The sequence below is a fragment of the Acinetobacter sp. P1332 genome (assembly GCF_044057475.1).
In the GTDB taxonomy this organism is placed as follows: Bacteria; Pseudomonadota; Gammaproteobacteria; order Pseudomonadales; family Moraxellaceae; genus Acinetobacter; species Acinetobacter johnsonii.
The window spans coordinates 138630-159462 of record NZ_CP171157.1; the positions used below are offsets into that span (position 1 = coordinate 138630).

At 42.5% G+C, this 20833-nt stretch carries 21 protein-coding genes; 13 read left to right on the forward strand and 8 right to left on the reverse strand.

Translation table 11 applies throughout. The features are described 5' to 3' along the window. Window positions 1–233: 233 nt before the first annotated feature. On the forward strand, window positions 234–800 hold the full coding sequence (locus ACFN7Z_RS00575; RefSeq protein WP_039890677.1) for an FMN-dependent NADH-azoreductase: 567 nt from the start codon (window positions 234–236) through the stop codon (window positions 798–800). A 72-nt stretch (window positions 801–872) separates the two neighbouring features. Here the strand turns inward: ACFN7Z_RS00575 and ACFN7Z_RS00580 are convergent, their stop codons facing one another. Continuing rightward, window positions 873–1784 carry an alpha/beta hydrolase gene (locus ACFN7Z_RS00580; protein WP_104221641.1) on the reverse strand — a complete coding sequence of 304 codons (912 nt, stop codon included), beginning with the start codon at window positions 1782–1784 and terminating at the stop codon, window positions 873–875. A gap of 155 nt (window positions 1785–1939) precedes the next feature. Between ACFN7Z_RS00580 and ACFN7Z_RS00585 the strand changes: the two genes are divergently transcribed. Continuing rightward, a complete protein-coding gene (locus tag ACFN7Z_RS00585) occupies window positions 1940–2377 on the forward strand; it encodes a DUF2147 domain-containing protein (protein WP_005401494.1) in 438 nt (145 codons plus the stop codon). A 49-nt stretch (window positions 2378–2426) separates the two neighbouring features. On the opposite strand, the gene ACFN7Z_RS00590 is transcribed toward ACFN7Z_RS00585, so the two are convergent. Both ACFN7Z_RS00590 and ACFN7Z_RS00595 read right to left on the reverse strand, forming a co-directional pair. After that, a complete protein-coding gene (locus tag ACFN7Z_RS00590) occupies window positions 2427–2777 on the reverse strand; it encodes a Spx/MgsR family RNA polymerase-binding regulatory protein (protein WP_058870519.1) in 351 nt (116 codons plus the stop codon). Between the two features lie 451 nt (window positions 2778–3228). After that, entirely contained in the window at window positions 3229–4047 is an 819-nt protein-coding gene (locus ACFN7Z_RS00595; RefSeq protein ID WP_058870518.1) for an exodeoxyribonuclease III, read from the reverse strand. 39 nt (window positions 4048–4086) lie between these two features. Between ACFN7Z_RS00595 and pyrE the strand changes: the two genes are divergently transcribed. After that, window positions 4087–4737: an orotate phosphoribosyltransferase gene (gene pyrE, locus ACFN7Z_RS00600; protein ID WP_058870517.1), complete on the forward strand. Its 651-nt coding sequence runs from the start codon at window positions 4087–4089 to the stop codon at window positions 4735–4737. A 49-nt stretch (window positions 4738–4786) separates the two neighbouring features. Here pyrE and ACFN7Z_RS00605 read toward each other — a convergent pair whose 3' ends face one another. The 4 genes from ACFN7Z_RS00605 to ACFN7Z_RS00620 form a co-directional block, all read right to left on the reverse strand. Beyond that, window positions 4787–5635, reverse strand: coding sequence for a methylated-DNA--[protein]-cysteine S-methyltransferase (locus ACFN7Z_RS00605; RefSeq protein WP_395442387.1), 849 nt, complete (start codon window positions 5633–5635; stop codon window positions 4787–4789). A 188-nt stretch (window positions 5636–5823) separates the two neighbouring features. Further along, window positions 5824–8124, reverse strand: coding sequence for a TonB-dependent receptor (locus ACFN7Z_RS00610; RefSeq protein ID WP_395442389.1), 2301 nt, complete (start codon window positions 8122–8124; stop codon window positions 5824–5826). A 197-nt stretch (window positions 8125–8321) separates the two neighbouring features. Next, complete coding sequence (locus ACFN7Z_RS00615) at window positions 8322–8519, reverse strand: DUF3565 domain-containing protein (RefSeq protein WP_058870514.1); 198 nt, start codon at window positions 8517–8519, stop codon at window positions 8322–8324. Further along, entirely contained in the window at window positions 8520–8972 is a 453-nt protein-coding gene (locus ACFN7Z_RS00620) for a MarR family winged helix-turn-helix transcriptional regulator (protein WP_279732719.1), read from the reverse strand. It abuts the gene before it with no gap. Window positions 8973–9152: 180 nt separating this feature from the next. On the opposite strand from ACFN7Z_RS00620, the gene ACFN7Z_RS00625 reads away from it, so the two are divergent. The 9 genes from ACFN7Z_RS00625 to lpxC all read left to right on the forward strand — a co-directional run bounded on the left by ACFN7Z_RS00625 (window position 9153) and on the right by lpxC (window position 19389). Then, window positions 9153–9635, forward strand: a complete 483-nt coding sequence (locus tag ACFN7Z_RS00625; RefSeq protein ID WP_058952487.1) for a glutathione peroxidase — start codon at window positions 9153–9155, stop codon at window positions 9633–9635. Between the two features lie 214 nt (window positions 9636–9849). Continuing rightward, window positions 9850–10794, forward strand: coding sequence for a glutathione synthase (gene gshB, locus ACFN7Z_RS00630; protein ID WP_058951527.1), 945 nt, complete (start codon window positions 9850–9852; stop codon window positions 10792–10794). Between the two features lie 516 nt (window positions 10795–11310). Then, window positions 11311–12372, forward strand: a complete 1062-nt coding sequence (gene murG / locus ACFN7Z_RS00635; protein ID WP_395442668.1) for an undecaprenyldiphospho-muramoylpentapeptide beta-N-acetylglucosaminyltransferase — start codon at window positions 11311–11313, stop codon at window positions 12370–12372. Between the two features lie 12 nt (window positions 12373–12384). After that, window positions 12385–13833 (forward strand): UDP-N-acetylmuramate--L-alanine ligase, encoded by a 1449-nt coding sequence (gene murC / locus ACFN7Z_RS00640; protein WP_058951529.1) that lies wholly within the window; start codon window positions 12385–12387, stop codon window positions 13831–13833. 56 nt (window positions 13834–13889) lie between these two features. After that, on the forward strand, window positions 13890–14819 hold the full coding sequence (locus ACFN7Z_RS00645; RefSeq protein WP_058951530.1) for a D-alanine--D-alanine ligase: 930 nt from the start codon (window positions 13890–13892) through the stop codon (window positions 14817–14819). Then, window positions 14820–15674 (forward strand): cell division protein FtsQ/DivIB, encoded by an 855-nt coding sequence (locus ACFN7Z_RS00650; RefSeq protein ID WP_224468044.1) that lies wholly within the window; start codon window positions 14820–14822, stop codon window positions 15672–15674. Between the two features lie 66 nt (window positions 15675–15740). Beyond that, a complete protein-coding gene (gene ftsA, locus ACFN7Z_RS00655; protein WP_058951531.1) occupies window positions 15741–17003 on the forward strand; it encodes a cell division protein FtsA in 1263 nt (420 codons plus the stop codon). 163 nt (window positions 17004–17166) lie between these two features. Beyond that, window positions 17167–18363, forward strand: coding sequence for a cell division protein FtsZ (gene ftsZ / locus ACFN7Z_RS00660; RefSeq protein ID WP_058951532.1), 1197 nt, complete (start codon window positions 17167–17169; stop codon window positions 18361–18363). Between the two features lie 123 nt (window positions 18364–18486). After that, complete coding sequence (lpxC, locus tag ACFN7Z_RS00665; RefSeq protein WP_058951533.1) at window positions 18487–19389, forward strand: UDP-3-O-acyl-N-acetylglucosamine deacetylase; 903 nt, start codon at window positions 18487–18489, stop codon at window positions 19387–19389. Window positions 19390–19486: 97 nt separating this feature from the next. Here the strand turns inward: lpxC and ACFN7Z_RS00670 are convergent, their stop codons facing one another. Beyond that, window positions 19487–19927 (reverse strand): hypothetical protein, encoded by a 441-nt coding sequence (locus ACFN7Z_RS00670; RefSeq protein WP_058951534.1) that lies wholly within the window; start codon window positions 19925–19927, stop codon window positions 19487–19489. Window positions 19928–20035: 108 nt separating this feature from the next. Between ACFN7Z_RS00670 and ACFN7Z_RS00675 the strand changes: the two genes are divergently transcribed. Continuing rightward, a complete protein-coding gene (locus ACFN7Z_RS00675) occupies window positions 20036–20719 on the forward strand; it encodes a M23 family metallopeptidase (RefSeq protein ID WP_004691723.1) in 684 nt (227 codons plus the stop codon). Window positions 20720–20833 lie beyond the last annotated feature (114 nt).

The following is a 20833-nucleotide window of genomic DNA, read 5'->3' on the forward strand; positions in this document are numbered from 1 at the left end:
CCTTGATATATCCGCTTTATTTTTTAAATAATGTGATTGATTTCTTATACATTACTTTTAACATATCACAATCTTATAAAAAGACGGTATCAAAGGTGACGAACTGAGTATGTAGCTCAGAAGGGAAAGACCATTCTATTTTTAGAACATAGTGTTTTGAATAGGCCTATTATTCTAAGGATAATCTTATTTTAAAATGCAACTATTCAATAAAGATTATGTTGGAACATCCCATGAAAGTTTTACATATTGATTCAAGTATTATGGCGGATGCTTCTGTGTCTCGTCAGTTGAGCCAAGCCATTGTTTCGCAACTTAGCGAAAAGCATGCGCAAGTTGAGGTTGAATATTTGGATTTGGCAACGCAACCGATTCCACATTTAGACGCAGAAATTTTAATGGGTCAAAATGCAGAACAATCGGCTCTGGGCGAACGTATTATTCAACAGTACTTAGATGCGGACGTTGTGGTGATTGGTGCAGCGATGTATAACTTCGGGATTACTTCGACTTTAAAAGCATGGATTGACCGCATTAGTGTTGCAGGCCGTACTTTCAAATATACTGAAAATGGCCCGGTCGGTTTGGCTGGTGACAAGAAAGCCTATATTGCCAGTAGTCGCGGTGGTGTCTATGGTGAAAATAGTCCTGTTGACTTCCAAGAAGGCTTCTTAAAAACCGTCTTTAATTTTACCGGTGTGACCGATGTTGAAATCATTCGTGCTGAAGGCGTGAATATGGGGCCAGAGCTGAAAGACAAAGCCATTGCGGCAGCCTTAGCACAGGTGCAAGCGATTTAATAACAATAACTGTAGTCCCATGATTCCTCATTTGGTCAGCGTTCAGCTGACCTTTTTTTATGCGGGATGTGTCTAGTCTTGGTCGAGCGCTTGAGCAAACGCTGCGATATCATCCAAAGCCATTTTAGCTTCTGTAAACCATGCATTAAACATTTGAAAGTTATGCCACATGCCTGTGTATAGTTTAAATGTTACGTCTACGCCAGCCTTGGTCGCTTTATCTCTAAACCGCTGTGCATCGTCCAAGAGAATTTCTTTCGAACCGACTTGTACAAGGGTCGGTGGGAGGTCTGCTAAATCGTCAAATAAAGGTGAAACAAGTGGGTCGGCGGGGTCGATTTGCTCTGGAACATAATAGTCGATGCCTGTTTCAAGGGCTTCGATGGATAACAGTGCATCGAGCTTGCTGTTATAGCGAATAGATTCACTGGTTAAGCTTAAATCCAAAAATGGCGAAAGCAGAATCAGCCCACTGACTTGAGGACGTTGCTCATCACGAATGCGCAGCGCCAAGGCTAGAGCTAAATTTGCACCACATGAATCCCCCGATAAAATAATGTCTTTGGCTTGTATCCCTTGTTCCAATAATAACTGATAAACATCAAACAGCGCATCAATGGCCTCAGGATAGGGGTGTTCGGGTGACAAAGGATAGTCAAGGTGAATGACTTGCATTTGTGTGCTGGCTGCAAGGTCTGAGACAAACGCACGGTGGGTATTCATTGAACCTAAAAAGAAAGCTCCACCATGAATATGCAAAATGAGCTGAGTGGCTTCAGTTTCAGGTTTTAACTCTTCCGCACGCAGGCCTGCAAGACGTAGAGGACGAATCTGGATCGACTTATTGAGCGGAAATGCACGACACATTTGTTCAAGAAGAAAACGCTGACTACTGGGTGGGAGACTAAAGCGACTTGGGGTTCGAATCGTGGTTTTTAAAAACTGCTCTGTAATGATTTGTTTCCATGGATCGGCAATCTTCATAGTTATTCCATTTTGTTATTTGTTTTACCTTGAGTTTGTGTATTTACCAACATAATTTACAAGGTTACACTAATTGGTCACATTGAAAAATTGAAAAATTGTTGTGACTTTTTAATAATGATAGTCGTCTATACTAGACTAGGGAAATGACAAAAATGAAAAAAATTGCACTTGCGTTAAGCGTACTAGGATTAACCGCTCTAGCTCATGCAGCAGATCCGCTGAATGGCACTGTTTGGAAAACGATTGATGACAAAACTAAACAAGCGAAAGCCTTGGTTAAATTCACTGAGCAAAAAAATGGAACTTTAACTGCGAGTATTCAAGGTATTTTGACGCCAGGTGAAGAAAATGCATGTACCAAGTGTGAAGGCCCGTATAAAAATAAATCTTTGAAAGGTTTAACGATTGTACATGGTCTGAAAAATGTGGGTGGTACAAGCTATGACGGTGGATCAATTTTAGATCCACAAACCGGTAAAACCTATAAATTAAAAGGCAACATTGCTGCTGGTGGTAAAAAACTAGAGCTTCGTGGTTATATTGGCGTGGCTGCACTTGGCCGTAACCAAACTTGGATTCGCGCGAACTAATCCCATCCAACAAAAAAAGCCGAGCAATTGCTCGGCTTTTTTTGTTTTGTTATGCCTTTAGGGCACGAATTGCATCTTCATTGAAACCCACAATAAAACCCTTCGGGGTTGCAATCACGGGGCGCTTGATGAGGCTGTGATGGGTTGTGAGGGCATCAATCAGTCCTTGCTCTGAAGCTAAAGCAGTGTCTTGTTCTGCTTCAGTCAGCTTACGCCAAGTGGTACCTTTCTTATTCAGGACCACATCTGCCCCAATCTGATCGAGCCATGTTTTGACAGTCGTAGCATCAATGCCTTGTTTTTTATAATCATGAAACTCGTACGCTAAACCTAACTCATTCAGTAGGTCGAATGCTTTTTTCATTGAATTACAATTTTTAATGCCATACACGTTTAACATGGAAAACCCTTCTGAATTTTAAGCTGGGTTTAGAGTAACGGAAAAAGCAGAGCAGCTCTAGTGTCGCGATTTAAGCCAATAGCGTCATCGTCTTGTCATAAAAGCGTTTTAGAATTAAATCAAAGAAAAATAGAATAAAAAAATAAAAAATATTAAAAAGTAGAGACTAAAAAAGAGAAAACCCGCATTTAATCATCCTGATCATGCGGGTCTCATTACAACGTCCATTGTCACATCCTTGAAAACCAACTATATCCATAGTTCGTTTTAATTTCATCCTACGGCGTCCTGTCCTTGTGCTGTCATCCTGACATCGTCCCTTTGCCGTGGAAACATAATGCACTGATTGATTGATCAGAAAAAGACTCAAAAAACGGCAGATAATGTAGGTTAAAAACTCATATTCAGTAAACAAGTGTTTACTGAATATGAGCTAAATACTTAAATTTTTCTAGATTTTGTAGTCAATAATGACAGGTGCATGGTCACTAAACCATGTTTCTTTATAGACCCAAGCATTGACTGTACGGGCTTTCCAGTCAGGTGAGCACGCTTGATAGTCAATGCGCCAGCCCACGTTCTTCGCTCGGGCCTGTCCTCGGTTTGACCACCACGAATAAAGCTCAGCCTCTGGACGCACTTCACGGAAAGTATCGACATAGCCAAGTTCATCATAAATATGATCGAGCCAAGCGCGTTCGTGCGGTAAGCAACCTGAGGCTTTTTGGTTGCCTGACCAGTTTTTAATGTCAATGCGTTTATGCACGATGTTGTAGTCACCACAGATAATCACGGATTTATTTTCATCACGCCATTGTTTCAAAATTTGTTTGTATTCTTCTAAGAAGTGGTCTTTACGTACTTGTGCCTCTTCACCAGAAGAACCCGATGGTAAATAGAGTGAACAAATATGCACGTTTTGGTCTAAGCCTAAGTCAAACTCAGCCGAAATAAAGCGGCCTTGAGAATCGGCCAATTCAAAACCAAGTCCATCCGTGACTGAAACAAACGGTAAACGGCTATAAATAGCAGTGCCAGCATACCCTGGACGTTCAGCAGGGAACAGGTGAGTATGCCAACCTTCAGGTTTAAATTTATCGGTCCATTGTTCGTGGGTGATGCGAGATTCTTGCATGCAAATCACATCAGCATCTGATGTGGCAATCCAATCAAAAATCCCTTTTTTTTCTGCAGAACGTAGACCATTTACGTTAATTGAAACTACACGTAAAATTTTTTGATCACTTGGATAGCTACTCTTTGGTATCATGCGCAAGTCTTACCTCAATTTGAAAATACGGAGCACCGCATGACAACGCAAGCGACATTTAACCCTCAAGCTTTTATCGAACTCGCATTATCACGTGGCGTGCTTAAATTTGGTGAGTTTACTTTAAAATCGGGTCGTGTGAGTCCTTATTTTTTTAATGCAGGTCTACTCAATGACGGTGAAGCCTTGTCATTACTGGCGTCTGGCTATGCAGCCAAACTGACAGAATGCAACAATGTTGAGGTCATCTTTGGTCCTGCGTACAAAGGGATTCCTTTTGTTGCTGCAACAGCTGTGGCTTTGTCACAAAATCATGGGGTGAGTGTGCCTTGGGGTTTCAACCGTAAAGAAGCCAAAGATCATGGTGAAGGCGGGGTCTTGGTTGGTGCATCCGTTGCAGGCAAAAAAGTCTGGATTATTGATGACGTGATTACTGCGGGCACAGCGATCCGTGAAGTGGTCACCATTTTGAAAAATGCAGGTGCGCAGATTGCAGGTGTGTTGGTTGCATTAGACCGTCAAGAAAAAGGTCAAGGTGAACTGTCTGCGATTCAAGAAGTCCAAAAAGAATTGGAAATTCCTGTGCATGCACTGGTGACCATGAAAGATTTGATGAATTATTTAGAGGCTAAAGGTGAAACAAAAGCTTTAGCAAAAATGGAAGCCTACCGCGTGAAATATGGCGTCTAAACGTTGAAACAAAAAAAGGAAGCTTTGGCTTCCTTTTTTATTCGCTCTCTCACTCGGTTGGCGTTTGGCTATGCACCCCTTCCCAGCCAATCATCGCAGTTTTACGTGTTGTCCCCCACATATAGCCGCCACGTTGCCCTGAAGACTGAATGACCCGATGACATGGAATTAAAAAGGCAACGGGATTGCTGCCAATTGCTGTTCCGACCGCTCGTGAGGCACGCTCTTGCCCAATCTCTTGAGCAATATGTGCATAACTGCTGAGCTGCCCCATGGGGATTTTCAGCAGACATTGCCAAACCTTGAGCTGAAAGTCGGTGCCTTTTAGATGCAGTTTAATCTCTGATAGGCTGTTTTGATCGTGCTGAAAAATTGCGAGTGCTTTGCGTTGTAATTCATCCTGATCTTCAATAAATGTCGCGCGTGGGAACTGTTTTTTCAGATAGGTCAATGCATCCCGATCTGCTTCGGTAAAGGCCATATGACAAATCCCTTTAGGGGTCGAGGCAATAATGACGGAGCCAAAAATGGTTTCTGCAAAACTATAGTGAATGTGGAGTGCTTCACCACCCTGTTTATATTCTGCGGGCGTCATCCCTTCGATTTGGACAAATAAATCATGCAATCGGCTGGTACTGGAAAGGCCAGTGTCAAAAGTTGCTGCAAAAATATTATTTTCTGTGTGGTTGTTCAAAACCGACTTTGCATATTCCACACTAATATATTGCAGAAATTTCTTCGGGCTAATGCCTGCCCATTCGCTAAAGATACGCTGAAAATGTGTAGGACTTAAATGAACGTGTCCTGCAATCTCAGTCAAACTGGGTTGCTGTTTGAAATTTTGTTCAATGTATTCAATTGCCTTTGCCACACGTGCGTAATTGCTATGTTCTGTCATGATTACTCGCGGAAATCATTTAACTTAAGAAAAGAGTAACAAATCCAGTCAGGCCTGAAAATCCGTTTCTTGCGCTTTATCAGAAAAGGTTCGAAGCATGCATTGATTGGCTTAGTCGTCCCTTGCTAAGCATAAAAAAACGGAACAGTGACCTGTTCCGCTTGAGATGGCGTTTTAACTGAAGGGGTTTAGAACTGGTAGTTCAAACGCATGAGGAAGCTACGTGGTGTACCTGGCATAGAGTCTGAACGCCAGTATTCTTTATTGGTCAAGTTACTGACAGCTAAGGTCAGGTTCCATGGATCAGCACTATAACCAATGGCTGCATCGATACGTGAGAAAGCTTTCATATCCAAGGGCTGGTTGCTTAAATTGCTATTAGGGTAGGCTTTGTAGTCACCCACATAAGTCACACCAACTTCACCATAGAGTTTTTCTGTAGGTAAGTAACGAACAAATAAGTTACCCGTATGTTCAGGCGCATTATTTAGCACTTTATTCACATTATCTGGATTTTGCTTGTCTTTTTTAACTTCGGCTTGTAGATAACCATATCCACCACGGATAAATACATTATCCAATACGCGACCAATAAAACTAAACTCTAGACCTTTAGATTGATGTTCGCCCGCAGTTGCCCATTCTTCAGGTTTAGTGTCATCAGGTACATAACGAATATTATTTTTGCGAATGTTAAAAACTGAGAGTTGGGTATTTAAACGGTCATCAAACCAGTCACTTTTGACCCCAATTTCGTATTGCTCATTATATTGAGGTTCTGAATCAAAGGTATTCAGATTGGTATTTGCGGATACAACACTGACACCTACACGCCCACCAAACGGTGCAAAGCTTTTATTGTATGAAGCATAGAAGCTGTGTTGATCTGTGAGTTGCCAAATGAAACCAATGTTGGGGCTAAAGCTTTCATCATTGATACTACGATGGTAATTGATGTCGGAAGAAGCTAATAATTTATTGGTGGTTGATGTATCGTAATAATCATAACGTGCACCAAGCATTACTTTGAAATATTCATTAAAACTAATTAAGTCTTGAATGAAAAAGCCGTAGCTTGTGCCTTCATTATAATTATGCTGAGTAATGGTTTTAGCACCGTTATCACGATTATTCTGTGTTAATTGACCTGTAATTGGGTCATAAAAACCATCAATTCGACTGCCATTGGCGTTTTTATTAGAAAGTTTCGGTTCTCTTTGTTCATAGGTCCAATCGGTACCCACTAAAAGATTATGCTGAATGGCGCCCGTATTAAACTCACCAGTAATATCCCACGTGTTGGTGGTAGTACGATTAGATGTTTGTTGCCAGTAATAGTTTTGCGAAATTTTTCCGACATTGTTATAGCAGCGACGTTGATCTACAGGAGTAAAACCGGCACCCGCTTTACTACTTTCACCATTGCTGGTGGTTTCATTCGAAGCACAGTAGGTACCACCATAAAAATGATCAAAGTCTTGATCTGCTTGGCGGTAACTGGTTGCCCAATGGAATTTCCAATTCGGCGCAAATTCGTAATTTAAATCTGAACGAATGACTTGTAGTACATCATCAACGTAATCGCCTTTTTGTGCAAAGCCCGTTTTAATGGATGTTCCAGCAGGTAAAACACTATAAGAAGGTCCACGGTCTGGTACTCGACCTAATTTGTCATAGGTATATTGTGTGGTCCACGTGAGGGTTTCATCATCATTTTTATAAGTGAAACTTGGCGAGATCATCTCAATTTTACTGTCGATGCCTGAACGGAAACTATCCGCTTCACCGTATTCACCTGTTAAACGGAAAGCCCAGTTGTCATTTAAGACTTGGTTAATATCCGCTGTTGCGCCATAAGTATCATATGAGCCTACGTAAGTACCGACTGAGCTTTTTGAGTCAAAGTTGGCGTATTTACTCACCATATTGACCACACCGCCGCCTGCACTACGTCCATATAACACCGAGGCAGGGCCTTTTAAAATTTCGATCCGTTCAATGTTGGCTGTACTACGACGCACTTGGCCACTTTCACGGATACCATCACGGTAAATATCACCCGAGTCGGCAGAGAAACCACGGAGGGTAATGCCATCACCGCGCATATCGTAGCTGGTTGAAACCCCTGGTGTACCTTGTAACATTACACTGAGGTCGTTAGAGCCATAGATTTTATATTTCTGTACATCGATGGTGTCGATGGTTTGAGGAATGTCTTTTTTCTTTAAACCATTCCGTGTGACATTGGCCTGATCATAATCGACATAGCTTTTGATTGGATCAAGTTCACTCATTGCCTCAATTTTCAAGGTCGGCAGAACTGCTGCTGTATTCGAGTTGTTTATCGTCGCTTGAGAGGAAGGGTTCTCATTATTTTGTAGTGTTGCTTCATCCGCATAGGCTGCATGCGCATTTAAAATCATAAAGCTGAGAAGGCTATATTTGAATAGGTTAGAACCACAAAGCGGCTGTGGTGAAAATTTAATCATGATTTAAGGCTCGGAGAGAGTGAATTGCAAATAAAAATGATAAGTATAATCATTTACTAAAAATGAACAAGACTTACGGTAATATTCATTTTTTTCTACATAGTTTTACTGGGCTGAAAAGTACAGCTGTACAGGTTTTTTAATTTTTCTAAAAAAATGATAAATAAGCATTAAAATTTGAAGAAAATGTAAAAGAATTATTTTTGTGAATTTTCCATACATTTTTTACAGCTTAAAAGAACGCCTATTTTTTCTTGGCGTCCTTGCTCAGTTTGTACCCAAGGGCGGTTTTGCCACGGTGGAGTATGGCGGACATGTTGTGTGTGGCCACAGGCAAGCTCCGCCACCCAATGATGTTCTTCATCTAGATGAAAACCGACAATCGCTTGTTGCACTTAAGTATCTCGACTATCGTGTTGAGGCTGTTCTAAGCCGTTTAAAAAACGCTGACACAGTTGATGGATGGCTACCAAATCATCGGGATCTAGACCTAAAGAACACGCCAGCTCAAATGGAATGGCTATAATTTTATCTTTGACTAAGAGTGCTTTTTCCAGCAGAACGACTTTTTTCATACGTTCATCTTCTTTGACGGCAACACGCTTTAAAAACTGTTTTTCTTCTAGTTTTTTTATAATCGGGGTTAAGGTGCCTGAGTCAAAAAAGGTTTTTTGTCCAATCTCAGTCAGCGTCACATTGTCCTGCTCGTATAAAGCCAACAAAACAATAAATTGTGGATAGGTCAGATCGTAAACCTGTAAGCGTGGACGGTATTGACGAACCATCGCATTGGTTGCGGAATACATGGCAAAACACACGCGATTTTCTAAAAGAGGGGTGTCCGCCATATTGCAGTCCTTGGGTGTTAATGTCTGTAAAGCAGTATAAATGAAATAGAGGTAAAAGTGTATTGCGCATAATAGTATTGTACACAAGTTAATTGTGTGCGATATTATTTTGAAAATGAGGTCGGTTCAGTGCTTGAAGCGACTTTAATTAATGACATTTTGATGAATGGAAGAGATGTAATGACCACAATTTATGATTTTCAGGCTGAACTGTTGGAAGGCGAGCAAAAAAATCTGGCAGATTATCAGGGCAAGGTTTTATTGGTGGTGAATACCGCCAGCCAATGTGGTTTAACCCCGCAATTTGAAGGCTTGGAAAAGTTATATCAGGACTATCAACAGCAAGGTCTACTGATTTTAGGTTTTCCCTGCAACCAATTTGCGCAGCAAGACCCTGCGAGTAATGAAGAGATCGGCAGTTTTTGTCAGCGTAATTATGGGGTCTCTTTCCCGATGTTTGCCAAAGTTGACGTGAATGGTCCTACAGCGCATCCGTTGTATCAGTATTTAACCACTGAAGCTAAAGGCATTTTAGGTAGTCAAAGCATCAAGTGGAATTTCACCAAGTTTCTCATTAACCAAAAAGGGCTGGTGGTGAAACGCTATGCGCCAATTGTTAAGCCCGAAAAAATTGCTAAGGATATTCAACGCCTTTTGGCTTAATGGAGAAGGTGTGGAAAGGAGCTGTTGCGTGGTAATAGGCGCATACTTCCTTTGTTGCATCGCGCAGTTAGTATCTGATTTGTTACTACAATGTGTTGTAGTTATTTGAATAAAATAGATTTTTTAATCTCTAATTATTACACAACTTGTTGCACCCAAACCTGAAAACTTCGCTATACTTTTGCCAAGTTTAAAAAATATGAGCGTGAGAATTATGCGTGTACTGGTAGTGATGGACCCGATTGAAACGGTGAATCTCAAAAAAGATTCCACCATGGCCATGTTATGGGCCGCAAGCCGTCGTGGACACGAGCTGGGTTATGCATTACAACACGATTTATATATCGATCAAGGCAAAGCCTTTGGTCTGATTTCTCCCTTAAAAGTGTTTGAAGACTACGATCATTATTTTGAGTTGGGCGAACAGCAAAAAGAGTCCTTGGCCGATTACGATGTGATCTTGATGCGTAAAGATCCGCCGTTCGACATGAACTTTGTCTACACCACCTATATTTTGGAACAAGCGGAACGTGAAGGCGCGTGGATTATCAATAAACCACAGTCCTTACGTGACTGTAATGAAAAACTGTTTGCCACGCAGTTCCCCGAACTCCAAGTCCCTACATTAGTGACTTCACAACAAAGCCTGATCCGTGAATTTATCAAAGAACATGGTGATGTGATTGTGAAGCCTCTTGATGGTATGGGGGGTATGGGAATTTTCCGTTTATATCAAGATGGTGTGAACATTGGCTCAACTTTGGAAATGTTGACGGAAATGGGCACACGTCCGATTATGGCGCAGCGTTATATTCCTGAAATTGTGGAAGGGGATAAGCGTATTTTGCTGGTCAATGGTGAACCTATTCCGTACTGTTTGGCGCGTATTCCACAAAACGGCGAAGTCCGTGGGAATTTGGCCGCAGGTGGTTTGGGTCAAGCACGTCCTTTGACTGAAAACGACAAGGCGATTGCTGCAAAAGTGGGCCCCTTCTTACGTGAAAAAGGTTTGGTTTTTGTCGGACTTGATGTGATTGGCAACTATGTGACCGAGATTAATGTCACCAGTCCAACCTGTATTCGTGAGATTGATACGCAATTTGGTACCTCGATTGCCGATACTTTATTTGATGTCCTAGAAGCAGGCAAAGCCAGCTAAAACGACAGAAAAGGAACCTGAAATGGTTCCTTTTTTCTTTCATGGAGGTGGTTGGTTTTGAAATAGAGCTGTACTTTGCTGCAAAGTGTATCAATTTGGTTGAAAATAAAGCGGATTATGTTGCTAGACACTACGAATTTCCATCCTACTCCAATGTATGCACTCAGATTGTATTTCTAAGCACTAAAATGAAGTGAATTGGGCTTTAAAATGATGTTAAATAATTGATTTGAATAAGCTTCATTGTTTTATTTTTAAATCTAGCCAATTGAGCTGTCGAGCCTGATTGTGTGCTGTAGTTTGAGTTAAAATGCACATCTGATAACAAATCTAGTTTAAACTTGAAAATCAGTAGAAAAAAACAATCAAATGGCTGTTGAAAAAAAGTAAATAATCTTTCGCGACTATGCGTTTGTGATTACAATTGATCGCTTAAAATTGAATTTTGTTTCCATATTTTTAGAATTGAAGAATTAGACTGTGACCGAAGCAACACAAACAAAGCCGAAACATGTAATGATGATGGCTGCCGGAACGGGCGGGCATGTTTTTCCAGCACTTGCTGTGGCTAAGGAATTACAGCAACAAGGTTGCCAAGTCTCGTGGCTTGCTACGCCCACAGGTATGGAAAATCGCCTGCTTAAAAATCATGATATCCCAATTTATCAAATTGATATTCAAGGTGTGCGCGGCAATGGCTTAGTCCGTAAAGTATTGGCACCCTTTAAAATTTTAAAAGCCACTTTAAGTGCAATGCGTTACATGAAGCAGCTCAAAGTCGATGCCGTCGCGGGCTTTGGGGGCTATGTCGCGGGACCTGGTGGATTGGCTGCGCGTGCACTGGGTATTCCTGTGATTATTCATGAGCAGAATGCGATTGCAGGTTTTACCAATACGCAGTTATCACGTATTGCCAAAACAGTGTGCCAGGCTTTTCCAAACACCTTTGCTGCACAAGATAAAATTGTGACCACCGGCAATCCCGTCCGCAAAGAGATTACGGAAATTTTGAATCCGTCTTGGCGTTATCAAGAACGTGAAAAAGCAGGTCTGCCACTGCAGGTCTTAATTGTGGGTGGCTCGTTGGGCGCACAAGCGTTAAATGAGCGTGTTCCTGAAGCATTGAAGCAATTGAATGTGCCGTTAAGCGTTTATCATCAGTGTGGTCAAAACCATGCAGAAGCGACACAAGCGCGCTATGCCGATGCACCTGAACAGCTTCAGGTTGAAGTTCACCCTTTTATTGAAAATATGGCCCAAGCTTATAGTGATGCTGATTTAATTATTTGCCGTGCTGGGGCGTTAACCGTGACCGAGATTGCGACTGCTGGTGTGGCTGCGGTTTTTGTTCCGCTGCCAAGCGCTGTGGATGATCACCAAACGGCCAATGCAAAGTTTTTAGCTAATATCGGTGCAGCCAAAATTTGTCCACAAGCAAGCATGACCCCCGAGAGTTTAAAAGAATTATTATTACCCTTGATGAACCGTCAGTTATTGTCTGAAATGGCAGTGAAAGCACGTCAGCAAGCACAACCCGATGCAACCCAACATGTGGTTCGTTTAATTCAAGCATTGTAAACCGAGTATTTTATGTCGCCATCTACGCCTGCTGATCAAGCAAAAAAGTTAATTAAAGTGCCAGAAATGCGCCGTATTAAGCACATCCATTTTATTGGGATTGGTGGTGCGGGTATGTGTGGTATTGCTGAAGTGCTCAAGAACCAAGGCTACAAAGTCTCAGGTTCAGATATCAAAGCATCAAAAACCACGGCTCAGCTTGAAGAAAATGGCATCAAAGTCTATATCGGGCATACGGCTGAAAATATTCAAGGGGCAAACGTGATTGTGGTGTCGACTGCAATTGATGCAGAAAACCCAGAAATTAAAGCAGCCATTGAAACGCGTACACCTGTGGTGCGCCGTGCAGAAATGCTGGGTGAGCTGATGCGCTACCGTCATGGGATTGCTGTTGCGGGAACGCATGGTAAAACCACGACTACAAGCCTAGTGACGTGTATGTTGGCAGAAGAAAATCTAGATCCAACCTATGTGATTGGTGGTTTGTTGAACCGTACTGGTGTGAATGCTGCGCTGGGCGCGAGTCGTTTTATCGTGGCAGAAGCAGATGAATCAGATGCGTCATTCCTGCATCTGCAACCGATGGCCACCATTGTGACCAATATTGATGCAGACCACATGGACACCTATGGTGGTAGCTTCGATGTCCTAAAAGATACCTTTGTACAGTTCTTACAAAAACTACCGTTTTACGGCTTGGCTGTGGTGTGTGGCGATGATGCCAACATTCGTGAAATCATGCCGCGTATTGGTCGTCCATTGATCACATATGGTTTTAACGAAGACAATGACATTCGTGCAGTGGATATTGAACAAGAAGGCATGCAGTCGCACTTTACCGTATTACGTAAAGATCGTGAGCCTTTGCGTTTAACCATCAATTTGCCGGGTTTGCATAATATTTTAAATGCACTTGCGGCGATCGGTATTGCAACCGATGAAGGTGTCTCTGATGCTGCGATTGCACGTGCGTTGGAAAGTTTCAGCGGTGTAGGTCGTCGTTTCCAAGTCCAAGGTGAATTTGACATCGAAGGCGGTAATGTGAAATTGGTGGATGACTATGGTCACCATCCAAAAGAAGTTGAAGCGACCATTAAAGCAGCACGTGCAAGCCATCCAGACCGCCGTTTAGTGATGATGTTCCAGCCACACCGTTTTAGCCGTACCCGTGACTGTTTCGATGACTTTGTGGATGTATTGTCACAGGTTGATCAGTTGTTGCTGCTTGAAGTCTATCCTGCAGGTGAAAAACCGATTGTGGGGGCAGACAGCCGTTCATTGGCGCGTAGTATTCGTTTACGTGGCGATGTAGAGCCGATTTTGATCGATCCGGTCGAAGGTAATTTGCAGCATGCGTTGAAAAAAGTGTTACAAGCAGATGACTTGTTATTGACGCAAGGCGCAGGTAATGTGGGAGCTATCTCGGTTGAGCTTGCAAGCAATCATTTATATTTAAAATAATCACGTTTTGTGATTACTCACTGAATAAAACAGTCATAAAGTTTAAGGATATCAACGTGTCAAATGCTTCAAAATTCGGCAAAGTAGCGGTGTTGCTTGGTGGTAAGTCTGCTGAGCGTGAGGTTTCTCTAGATAGTGGTGCAGCTGTACTTGAAGCATTGGTTCGTTCTGGTGTAAATGCAGAAGCTTTTGACCCGAAAGAGCGTAGTGTGACCGAATTGGTCGGTTATGACCGTGCGTTTATTGTGTTGCATGGTCGTGGTGGAGAAGACGGTCAAATCCAAGGGGTCTTGGAGTGGCTCAACATCCCGTATACCGGAACAGGCGTACAGGGTTCTGCCATTGGTATGGATAAAGTTAAAACCAAGCAAATTTGGCAGGGTTCAGACTTACCAACAGCGCCTTATCGCATCATTAGCCAAGAGTCAGATTTAGCTGAAGTGGTGGCGAATTTGGGTCTTCCACTGATTATCAAGCCAGTACACGAAGGTTCAAGTGTCGGCATGAGTAAAGTTGAAAAAGCAGAAGATTTGGCAGCGGCAATTGCCAAAGCGACCCAACACGATGCTGTGGTGATGGCTGAAAAATGGATTACGGGACGTGAATTCACGATTTCATTTTTAAATGGTCAACCGCTACCTGTGATTCGTCTACAACCGCCTGCGGATGTGGCTTTTTATGATTATGAAGCGAAATATCAACGTAATGATGTGGAATACGGAATTCCGTGTGGCTTAAGCACTGAAGAAGAGCAAAAGTTGCAAGCGCTTTGCCTCCGTGCATTCCAAGCGGTGGGTGCAAGTGGTTGGGGTCGTATTGATGCGATGCAAGATGAGCAAGGCAATTTCTGGTTACTAGAAGTGAATACAGTACCTGGGATGACCAGTCACTCTTTGGTACCGAAAGCAGCAAATGCAGTGGGTTATAGCTTTGATGCGCTTTGTGTCCAAATTTTAGAGCAAACACTGACAGGTGCGGCTCACTAAATGGCGCAATTACCCGCTTCTATGCGCCGTAAACGCGCAGCGATTACGTCGATACACGATAAACCACCGACGCGTAAGGAAAAGCTTGCCAACTTCGGTGGTTGGGTGATGTTGGTCGTTGCTGTGGCGGTACTATTGGTTGGGATTTATGGCTTATATCAAGTCATGACAGATGCACGTGTGGCCGAACTTGATGTGGTAGGTGTACGTTCTGAGGCGGAAAAAAATCAGGTGATGGGACATGTTTCACCAGCCATTACTCATAATTATTTCACCTCAGATTTAGAAGAGATTCGTGATCGCACTTTAGAGCTGGCTTGGGTCGATCGCGTGGTGGTTTCGCGGGCATGGCCGAATGCGATTCGCGTTCGCGTTATGCCGCGGCATGCAATTGCACGTTGGGGGACAGGGCGTCTCTTAAGTGACAGTGGTGACGTATTTAGCGAAGTAACACCGAAAAATAATCAGAGTTTGCCTTTATTACACGGCCCAATCAGTCAATCTAAAATGATGATGCGCCGTTATAATGAAATTAATCAATTATTCCAGCCAGTCAACCTTCGTTTAAAAGAACTATATTTAACGGAGCGTATGACTTGGTTTATGCAGTTCGATTCAGGTTTACGTGTTATCGTAGATCAGGATCAAACCATGAGTAAGCTGCAACGTTTGAGTTATTTAGCTCAAAGTGATTTGAAGCCAGTTTGGGCCAAAGTATCTGCCATTGATTTGCGTTATCGGAATGGCTTGGCCATCCAATGGAAAAATTCTGCCGCACCAAAGATAGCAAATGGTCATTTTGTTGTAACGATTGATGACACAAGCATTGCAGGTGGAGCAGCAGCAAAGCCATAATACTTGGCTTTAAAACAGAGGCATAAAGCCATAAATTAAACAAACATGTGATGGTAGTAGTAAATAATGAATGAAGCGGTTCCCTCAGTTGTTGCGATTGACATTGGGACGCACAAAGTTTCAGTTTTGATTGGTAAGGTACATGCGCCAGACAATATCCAAGTGATAGGAATGGCAACTGCTCGTAACCGAGGCATGAATAAAGGAAAAATTGTAAGTCTTGATAAAGTCATTACAGCGATAAAAAATGCCGTGCAAGAAGCAGAAGATATGGCTGAATGCCGTGTCCATTCCGCGTGGGTCTCAATCCCAAGTGCCGAGTTAAAAAGCTTTTATGCCTCTGGACGAACGCCAGTTGAAAATACTGACCACACAATTACAACAAGTGAAGTGGTTCGTGCATTAGAGTTGGCTAAAGCCAGCCACATGACCTCGGATCATTATTTGGTTAGTGCTGTTCCACTGGGCTTTGAGCTGGATGACTCCACTGAGTGGGTACAAAACCCAATACGGATGTCTGCCCACAGCATGATTGGTCATTATCAGTTGATGATGTTACCAATTAGCACCATGCAAAACCTGGATCGGGCCTTAAAAGGTGCGAACATCGGGGTGGAGAAACTGGTGGTGTCTTGTTTGGCAACGGCAGAAGCGAGTCTACTCAAAGATGAAAAAGAGTATGGCGTTTGTTTGGTTGATATTGGTGCAGGTACCACCAACATTGCGGTGTATTTGGATGGTCGTTTGGCGTTGACACATACTTTGCAGCGTGGTGGCGAACATGTCACCCGTGATATTGCTGCTGTGTTACAAACCACCACTGAAGAAGCTGAGCGAATTAAATTACTCTATGGGTGTGTCGACATTAAGTCGGTTAAACCGGACCATATGATTCAGATCCAAGGGATTGATGGTCCGCAAACGATTAGTCGTATTGAGCTGACTGAAATCGTGATTGCGCGTTATGAAGAAATTTTAGGTCAAGTTCGCCAAGAGCTAGAGCGTAATGGTGCGATTCATGGTTTGTATCATGGTGTGGTGTTAACTGGTGATGCCAGTCAAATCGAAGGTATGGTGACGTTGACTCGTCGTATGTTGGGGGTGTCTGCGCATTTGGGTAATCCACCTGTGCAAGTGACAGCAGATGAGCAAAATATTGCCGCACTACGTCGCTCTCAATATGCCACTGCCGCAGGTTTATTGATGTTTAGTCAGAGCGAAACACAAGAAACCATAGTGGAACCAGAAGATAGAGAAAAACTGTCTCTGATTAAACGCGTTGGACGTGCTTGGTCTGGACTCAATGAAAAGCTGAAATCTGTTTTTTAAGTTGAATTTTTTTGGAATATTGTTAAGAAGTTGTACTACGCATCGCTTAAACTTGACAAGCTATGGCTTGCACAGCATGCTTAAAAGCAATTTTGTTTATTAAGATCAAGGCAGTATACGGGCTTAAGTGACTGCCAATAACGAATTAGGAAATCTATAGGTCATGGCCTCATTTGAATTTTTAGAAGATGATCAAACCGATAGCAACGGTCAAGCCCGTTTTACTGTGTTTGGTGTTGGTGGTGCAGGTGGTAACGCCGTACAACACATGCTTGAGTCAGATATTCAAGGTGTAAAGTTTGTATGTGCCAATACGGACAAGCAAGCGCTAGACCGTATGAATGCACAATTCAAAATCCAGTTGGGTGAGCAAAGTACTCGTGGTTTAGGTGCGGGCGCCAATCCAAATGTAGGCCAAGCCGCGGCTGAAGAAAGTCGTGACTTGATTCGTCAACACCTTGAAGGCACTGACATGGTATTTGTCACTGCCGGCATGGGCGGTGGTACAGGTACAGGTGCTGCGCCAGTGGTTGCTGAAATTGCCAAAGAAATGGGTATTTTAACCGTAGGTGTGGTAACGACACCGTTTAACTTTGAAGGTAAGCGTCGTCTTCAGTCTGCTGAGCAAGGCATTGAAGCATTAGAAGCGCATGTAGATTCTTTAATCATCATTCCAAACCAACGTTTGTTAAAAGTTTTCCGTGACATCTCAATGAAAGATGCCTATAAAAAAGCGGATGATGTCTTATTAAATGCGGTCCGTAGTATCTTTGATTTGGTAGTACGCCCAGGTCATATTAACCTTGACTTTGCTGACTTGAAAACTGCGATGAGCACACGTGGTTATGCCATGATGGGTGCGGGTTTAGGTCGTGGTGAAAACCGTGCACGTCAAGCAGCCGAACAAGCGATCCGTAGCCCATTGCTAGATAATGTCACCATTATGAATGCCAAAGGGATTCTGATTAATGTGACGGGTGGTGATGACGTCACCTTTGGCGAAATTGAAGAAATTACTGATGTTGTGAACCAAATTGTCGATCTAGACGAAGGCCAAGTCTTCTATGGCACTGTATTTGATCCAGATGCGCGTGATGAAATTAGTGTCACTGTCATTGCAACAGGTCTAACTCGAAATTCAGCAGATTCTGCTGAGCCAGTGAAGCGTCCAAATGCACATGTGCAGGTAGCACAACATGGGCATGCAACGCAAGCGGTTGTTGAAGATGATGATGTGCCTGCAATCCAGCGTCAGAACCAAGACGCGGCTCCTGCAGCGAGTTCTGCATCGACAGTGAGTGCTGCACGTCCAACACCAATGAGTATTCAAGATTACTTGAAAAATCAACAACGTAAGTAGTATTTGTCTATGTGGTTAGGCCACATGTGATGAAGAAAAGGTAGTCTCTGACTACCTTTTTGTTTTTTATAAATGGCTAAATATGCTAACGTATAGCGGTTTAGTGGTGAGATGATATGAAACATGTTGAAACAAAGAACTCTGCAACGTGTCGTTAAAGCAAGCGGCATTGGTTTGCATAGTGGTCAAAAAGTCTTAATTAACTTTGTGCCACATCATGCGGACGGAGGAATTGTGTTTCGTCGTATCGATCTCAAGCCACCCATCGACATTCGTGCAAATGCGATGTTGATCCAAGAAGCCTTCATGTGTTCAAACCTAGTTCAAGAAGATGCCAAAGTGGGTACGATTGAACATGTCATGAGTGCAATTGCAGGTCTGGGTATTGATAACCTGATCATTGAAGTGTCTGCATCTGAAGTCCCAATTATGGATGGTAGTGCAGGTCCGTTTATTTACTTGCTCATGCAAGGTGGTCTCAAAGAACTGGATGCCCCTAAAAAATTTATTAAAATACTCAAGCCCGTTGAAGCAATCATCGACGACAAGCGCGCTATTTTCCGCCCGCATGAGGGTTTTCAACTCAACTTCACCATTGACTTCGACCATCCTGCTTTTAAGAAAGAATATCAGTCTGCTACGATCGACTTTTCAACCGAAACTTTTGTTTATGAAGTCAGCGAAGCCCGTACTTTTGGTTTTATGAAAGATTTGGACTATCTCAAGGCCAATAATCTCGCTTTGGGGGCAAGTTTAGACAATGCCATTGGTGTTGATGAAACAGGTGTGGTGAATGAAGAAGGTTTGCGCTTCTCAGATGAATTTGTTCGTCACAAAATATTAGATGCGGTGGGGGATCTTTATTTGCTCGGCCACCAAATTATTGCCAAATTTGATGGATATAAGTCTGGGCATGCTTTAAATAATCAATTATTGCGCAATGTCCAAAGTGATCCAAGCAGTTATGAAATTGTAACATTTAATGACGAAGATCAGTGTCCAATTCCTTATGTGAGTGTGACTTAAGTCATTGTCTTTCTTGTGTGATGTTATATTGTAATAATGTTAAGTGTGATGAATCTATCATTTTAAAAAAGCAATTCTGAAGCTAGTCGCGACAAGGTTACTTTTTTTTGCTTGCCAAACGGCGCATTGCTTGGCTAAGCTTAGGGTCGCTCACAAAGTCAGCAGCACCTCGAATTAAGTCTTGAGTTTCTGTGCTTAGCGATCTTGAAATAGATTGTATCTTTGCGGGTGTTTGAGAGGGGATTCTCAAACGAACTTGGAGTTTTTGTAGGTCTTTAAACTCCTCAAGTTCCGACAGTTGTGCAATATATTGTTTTTGAAGGTAACCAAGTTGACTAATCATCGCTTGATTTTCGCCGGTAATCGTCAAAATACCATATTGATAACAAACAACCTGCCACTGCTCTGGTTGCGGTAGGAGAGGTTGAATCAGTTTTGTAAGTTTCTGCCATGCAGTTACTTGCTTTGAGAGAAACGTTAAGTTTCCTGTTTTTATGTGTTTTCTGGTTTGTTGAAAGAGATTCACTGGTTCGGACATACATATTTCCTTCATGTTAATGTCTTAATCTTATGCGCTTCTTTCGGTAGATATCAAGGACGAGATCACGCAAGAAACACTCGTAAGAGCAGTTTTAAGAGGTTTTTTATGCATATGAGACGTATTTTGTTGGCTTTTTCTTTTGCGGCATCGGCTGCTTCAGTAGCCTTCGCTGATTTGGTAGAACTCAATACAAATAATGCATCTTCGGATCGAATTGAGCAATTGACACGCACTTTATCAGAAGGTGCTTATACTGAATCTAATGATATTGATGTTCCTGCCGAAACAAAAATGACCGTTCAGCTCCGTGAAAAAACGGTTGAACTTAACAACGCTTCACTGGCGAAAAAATACGGTTCAGAATTCTCTGCAAAAAGTTTTTCAAATAATGCATATTCGTGGTTAGTGACACATCCACTTCCAAGCGCACGTGTGAGCTCAAGTTACGGCGGCCGTACTATGAATGGTCGTGCTGAGCGCCACTCAGGTCTAGATCTTGCTGCGCCAAGCGGTACACCGATTTATGCGACAGGTCCAGGGATTGTGACCAAGTCAGGTTGGGGTACGGGTTATGGTCAATACGTTGAAATTAACCATGGCAATGGTTACATCACGCGCTATGCCCATGCATCACGTTTAATTGCTCGTGTTGGAGACCGTGTAGACGCGGGTGAACATATTGCCAATGTTGGTTGTACAGGTCGTTGTACTGGTCCACATTTACACTATGAAGTAGTTAAAGATGGTCAACGCAAAAACCCATCGACTTATCTAGCAATGTTGCCTTAATCCGATTTGATCGGATGATCCGAACTTACCATTGGTTTGATGCTTGAAAAAGGAATACAGCTCTGACGGAATCTAAGTTAGCATCAAAAAACACCATTAAATGTATAAAAAACC

Coding starts and splice junctions, on each gene's coding strand:
- ACFN7Z_RS00575 (WP_039890677.1), top strand. CDS start 234: ATGAAAGTTTTACATATTGATTCAAGTATTATGGCGGATGCTTCTGTG.
- ACFN7Z_RS00580 (WP_104221641.1), bottom strand. CDS start 1,784: ATGAAGATTGCCGATCCATGGAAACAAATCATTACAGAGCAGTTTTTA.
- ACFN7Z_RS00585 (WP_005401494.1), top strand. CDS start 1,940: ATGAAAAAAATTGCACTTGCGTTAAGCGTACTAGGATTAACCGCTCTA.
- ACFN7Z_RS00590 (WP_058870519.1), bottom strand. CDS start 2,777: ATGTTAAACGTGTATGGCATTAAAAATTGTAATTCAATGAAAAAAGCA.
- ACFN7Z_RS00595 (WP_058870518.1), bottom strand. CDS start 4,047: ATGATACCAAAGAGTAGCTATCCAAGTGATCAAAAAATTTTACGTGTA.
- pyrE (WP_058870517.1), top strand. CDS start 4,087: ATGACAACGCAAGCGACATTTAACCCTCAAGCTTTTATCGAACTCGCA.
- ACFN7Z_RS00605 (WP_395442387.1), bottom strand. CDS start 5,635: ATGACAGAACATAGCAATTACGCACGTGTGGCAAAGGCAATTGAATAC.
- ACFN7Z_RS00610 (WP_395442389.1), bottom strand. CDS start 8,124: ATGATTAAATTTTCACCACAGCCGCTTTGTGGTTCTAACCTATTCAAA.
- ACFN7Z_RS00620 (WP_279732719.1), bottom strand. CDS start 8,972: ATGGCGGACACCCCTCTTTTAGAAAATCGCGTGTGTTTTGCCATGTAT.
- ACFN7Z_RS00625 (WP_058952487.1), top strand. CDS start 9,153: ATGACCACAATTTATGATTTTCAGGCTGAACTGTTGGAAGGCGAGCAA.
- gshB (WP_058951527.1), top strand. CDS start 9,850: ATGCGTGTACTGGTAGTGATGGACCCGATTGAAACGGTGAATCTCAAA.
- murG (WP_395442668.1), top strand. CDS start 11,311: ATGATGATGGCTGCCGGAACGGGCGGGCATGTTTTTCCAGCACTTGCT.
- murC (WP_058951529.1), top strand. CDS start 12,385: ATGTCGCCATCTACGCCTGCTGATCAAGCAAAAAAGTTAATTAAAGTG.
- ACFN7Z_RS00650 (WP_224468044.1), top strand. CDS start 14,820: ATGGCGCAATTACCCGCTTCTATGCGCCGTAAACGCGCAGCGATTACG.
- ftsA (WP_058951531.1), top strand. CDS start 15,741: ATGAATGAAGCGGTTCCCTCAGTTGTTGCGATTGACATTGGGACGCAC.
- ftsZ (WP_058951532.1), top strand. CDS start 17,167: ATGGCCTCATTTGAATTTTTAGAAGATGATCAAACCGATAGCAACGGT.
- lpxC (WP_058951533.1), top strand. CDS start 18,487: ATGTTGAAACAAAGAACTCTGCAACGTGTCGTTAAAGCAAGCGGCATT.
- ACFN7Z_RS00670 (WP_058951534.1), bottom strand. CDS start 19,927: ATGTCCGAACCAGTGAATCTCTTTCAACAAACCAGAAAACACATAAAA.
- ACFN7Z_RS00675 (WP_004691723.1), top strand. CDS start 20,036: ATGCATATGAGACGTATTTTGTTGGCTTTTTCTTTTGCGGCATCGGCT.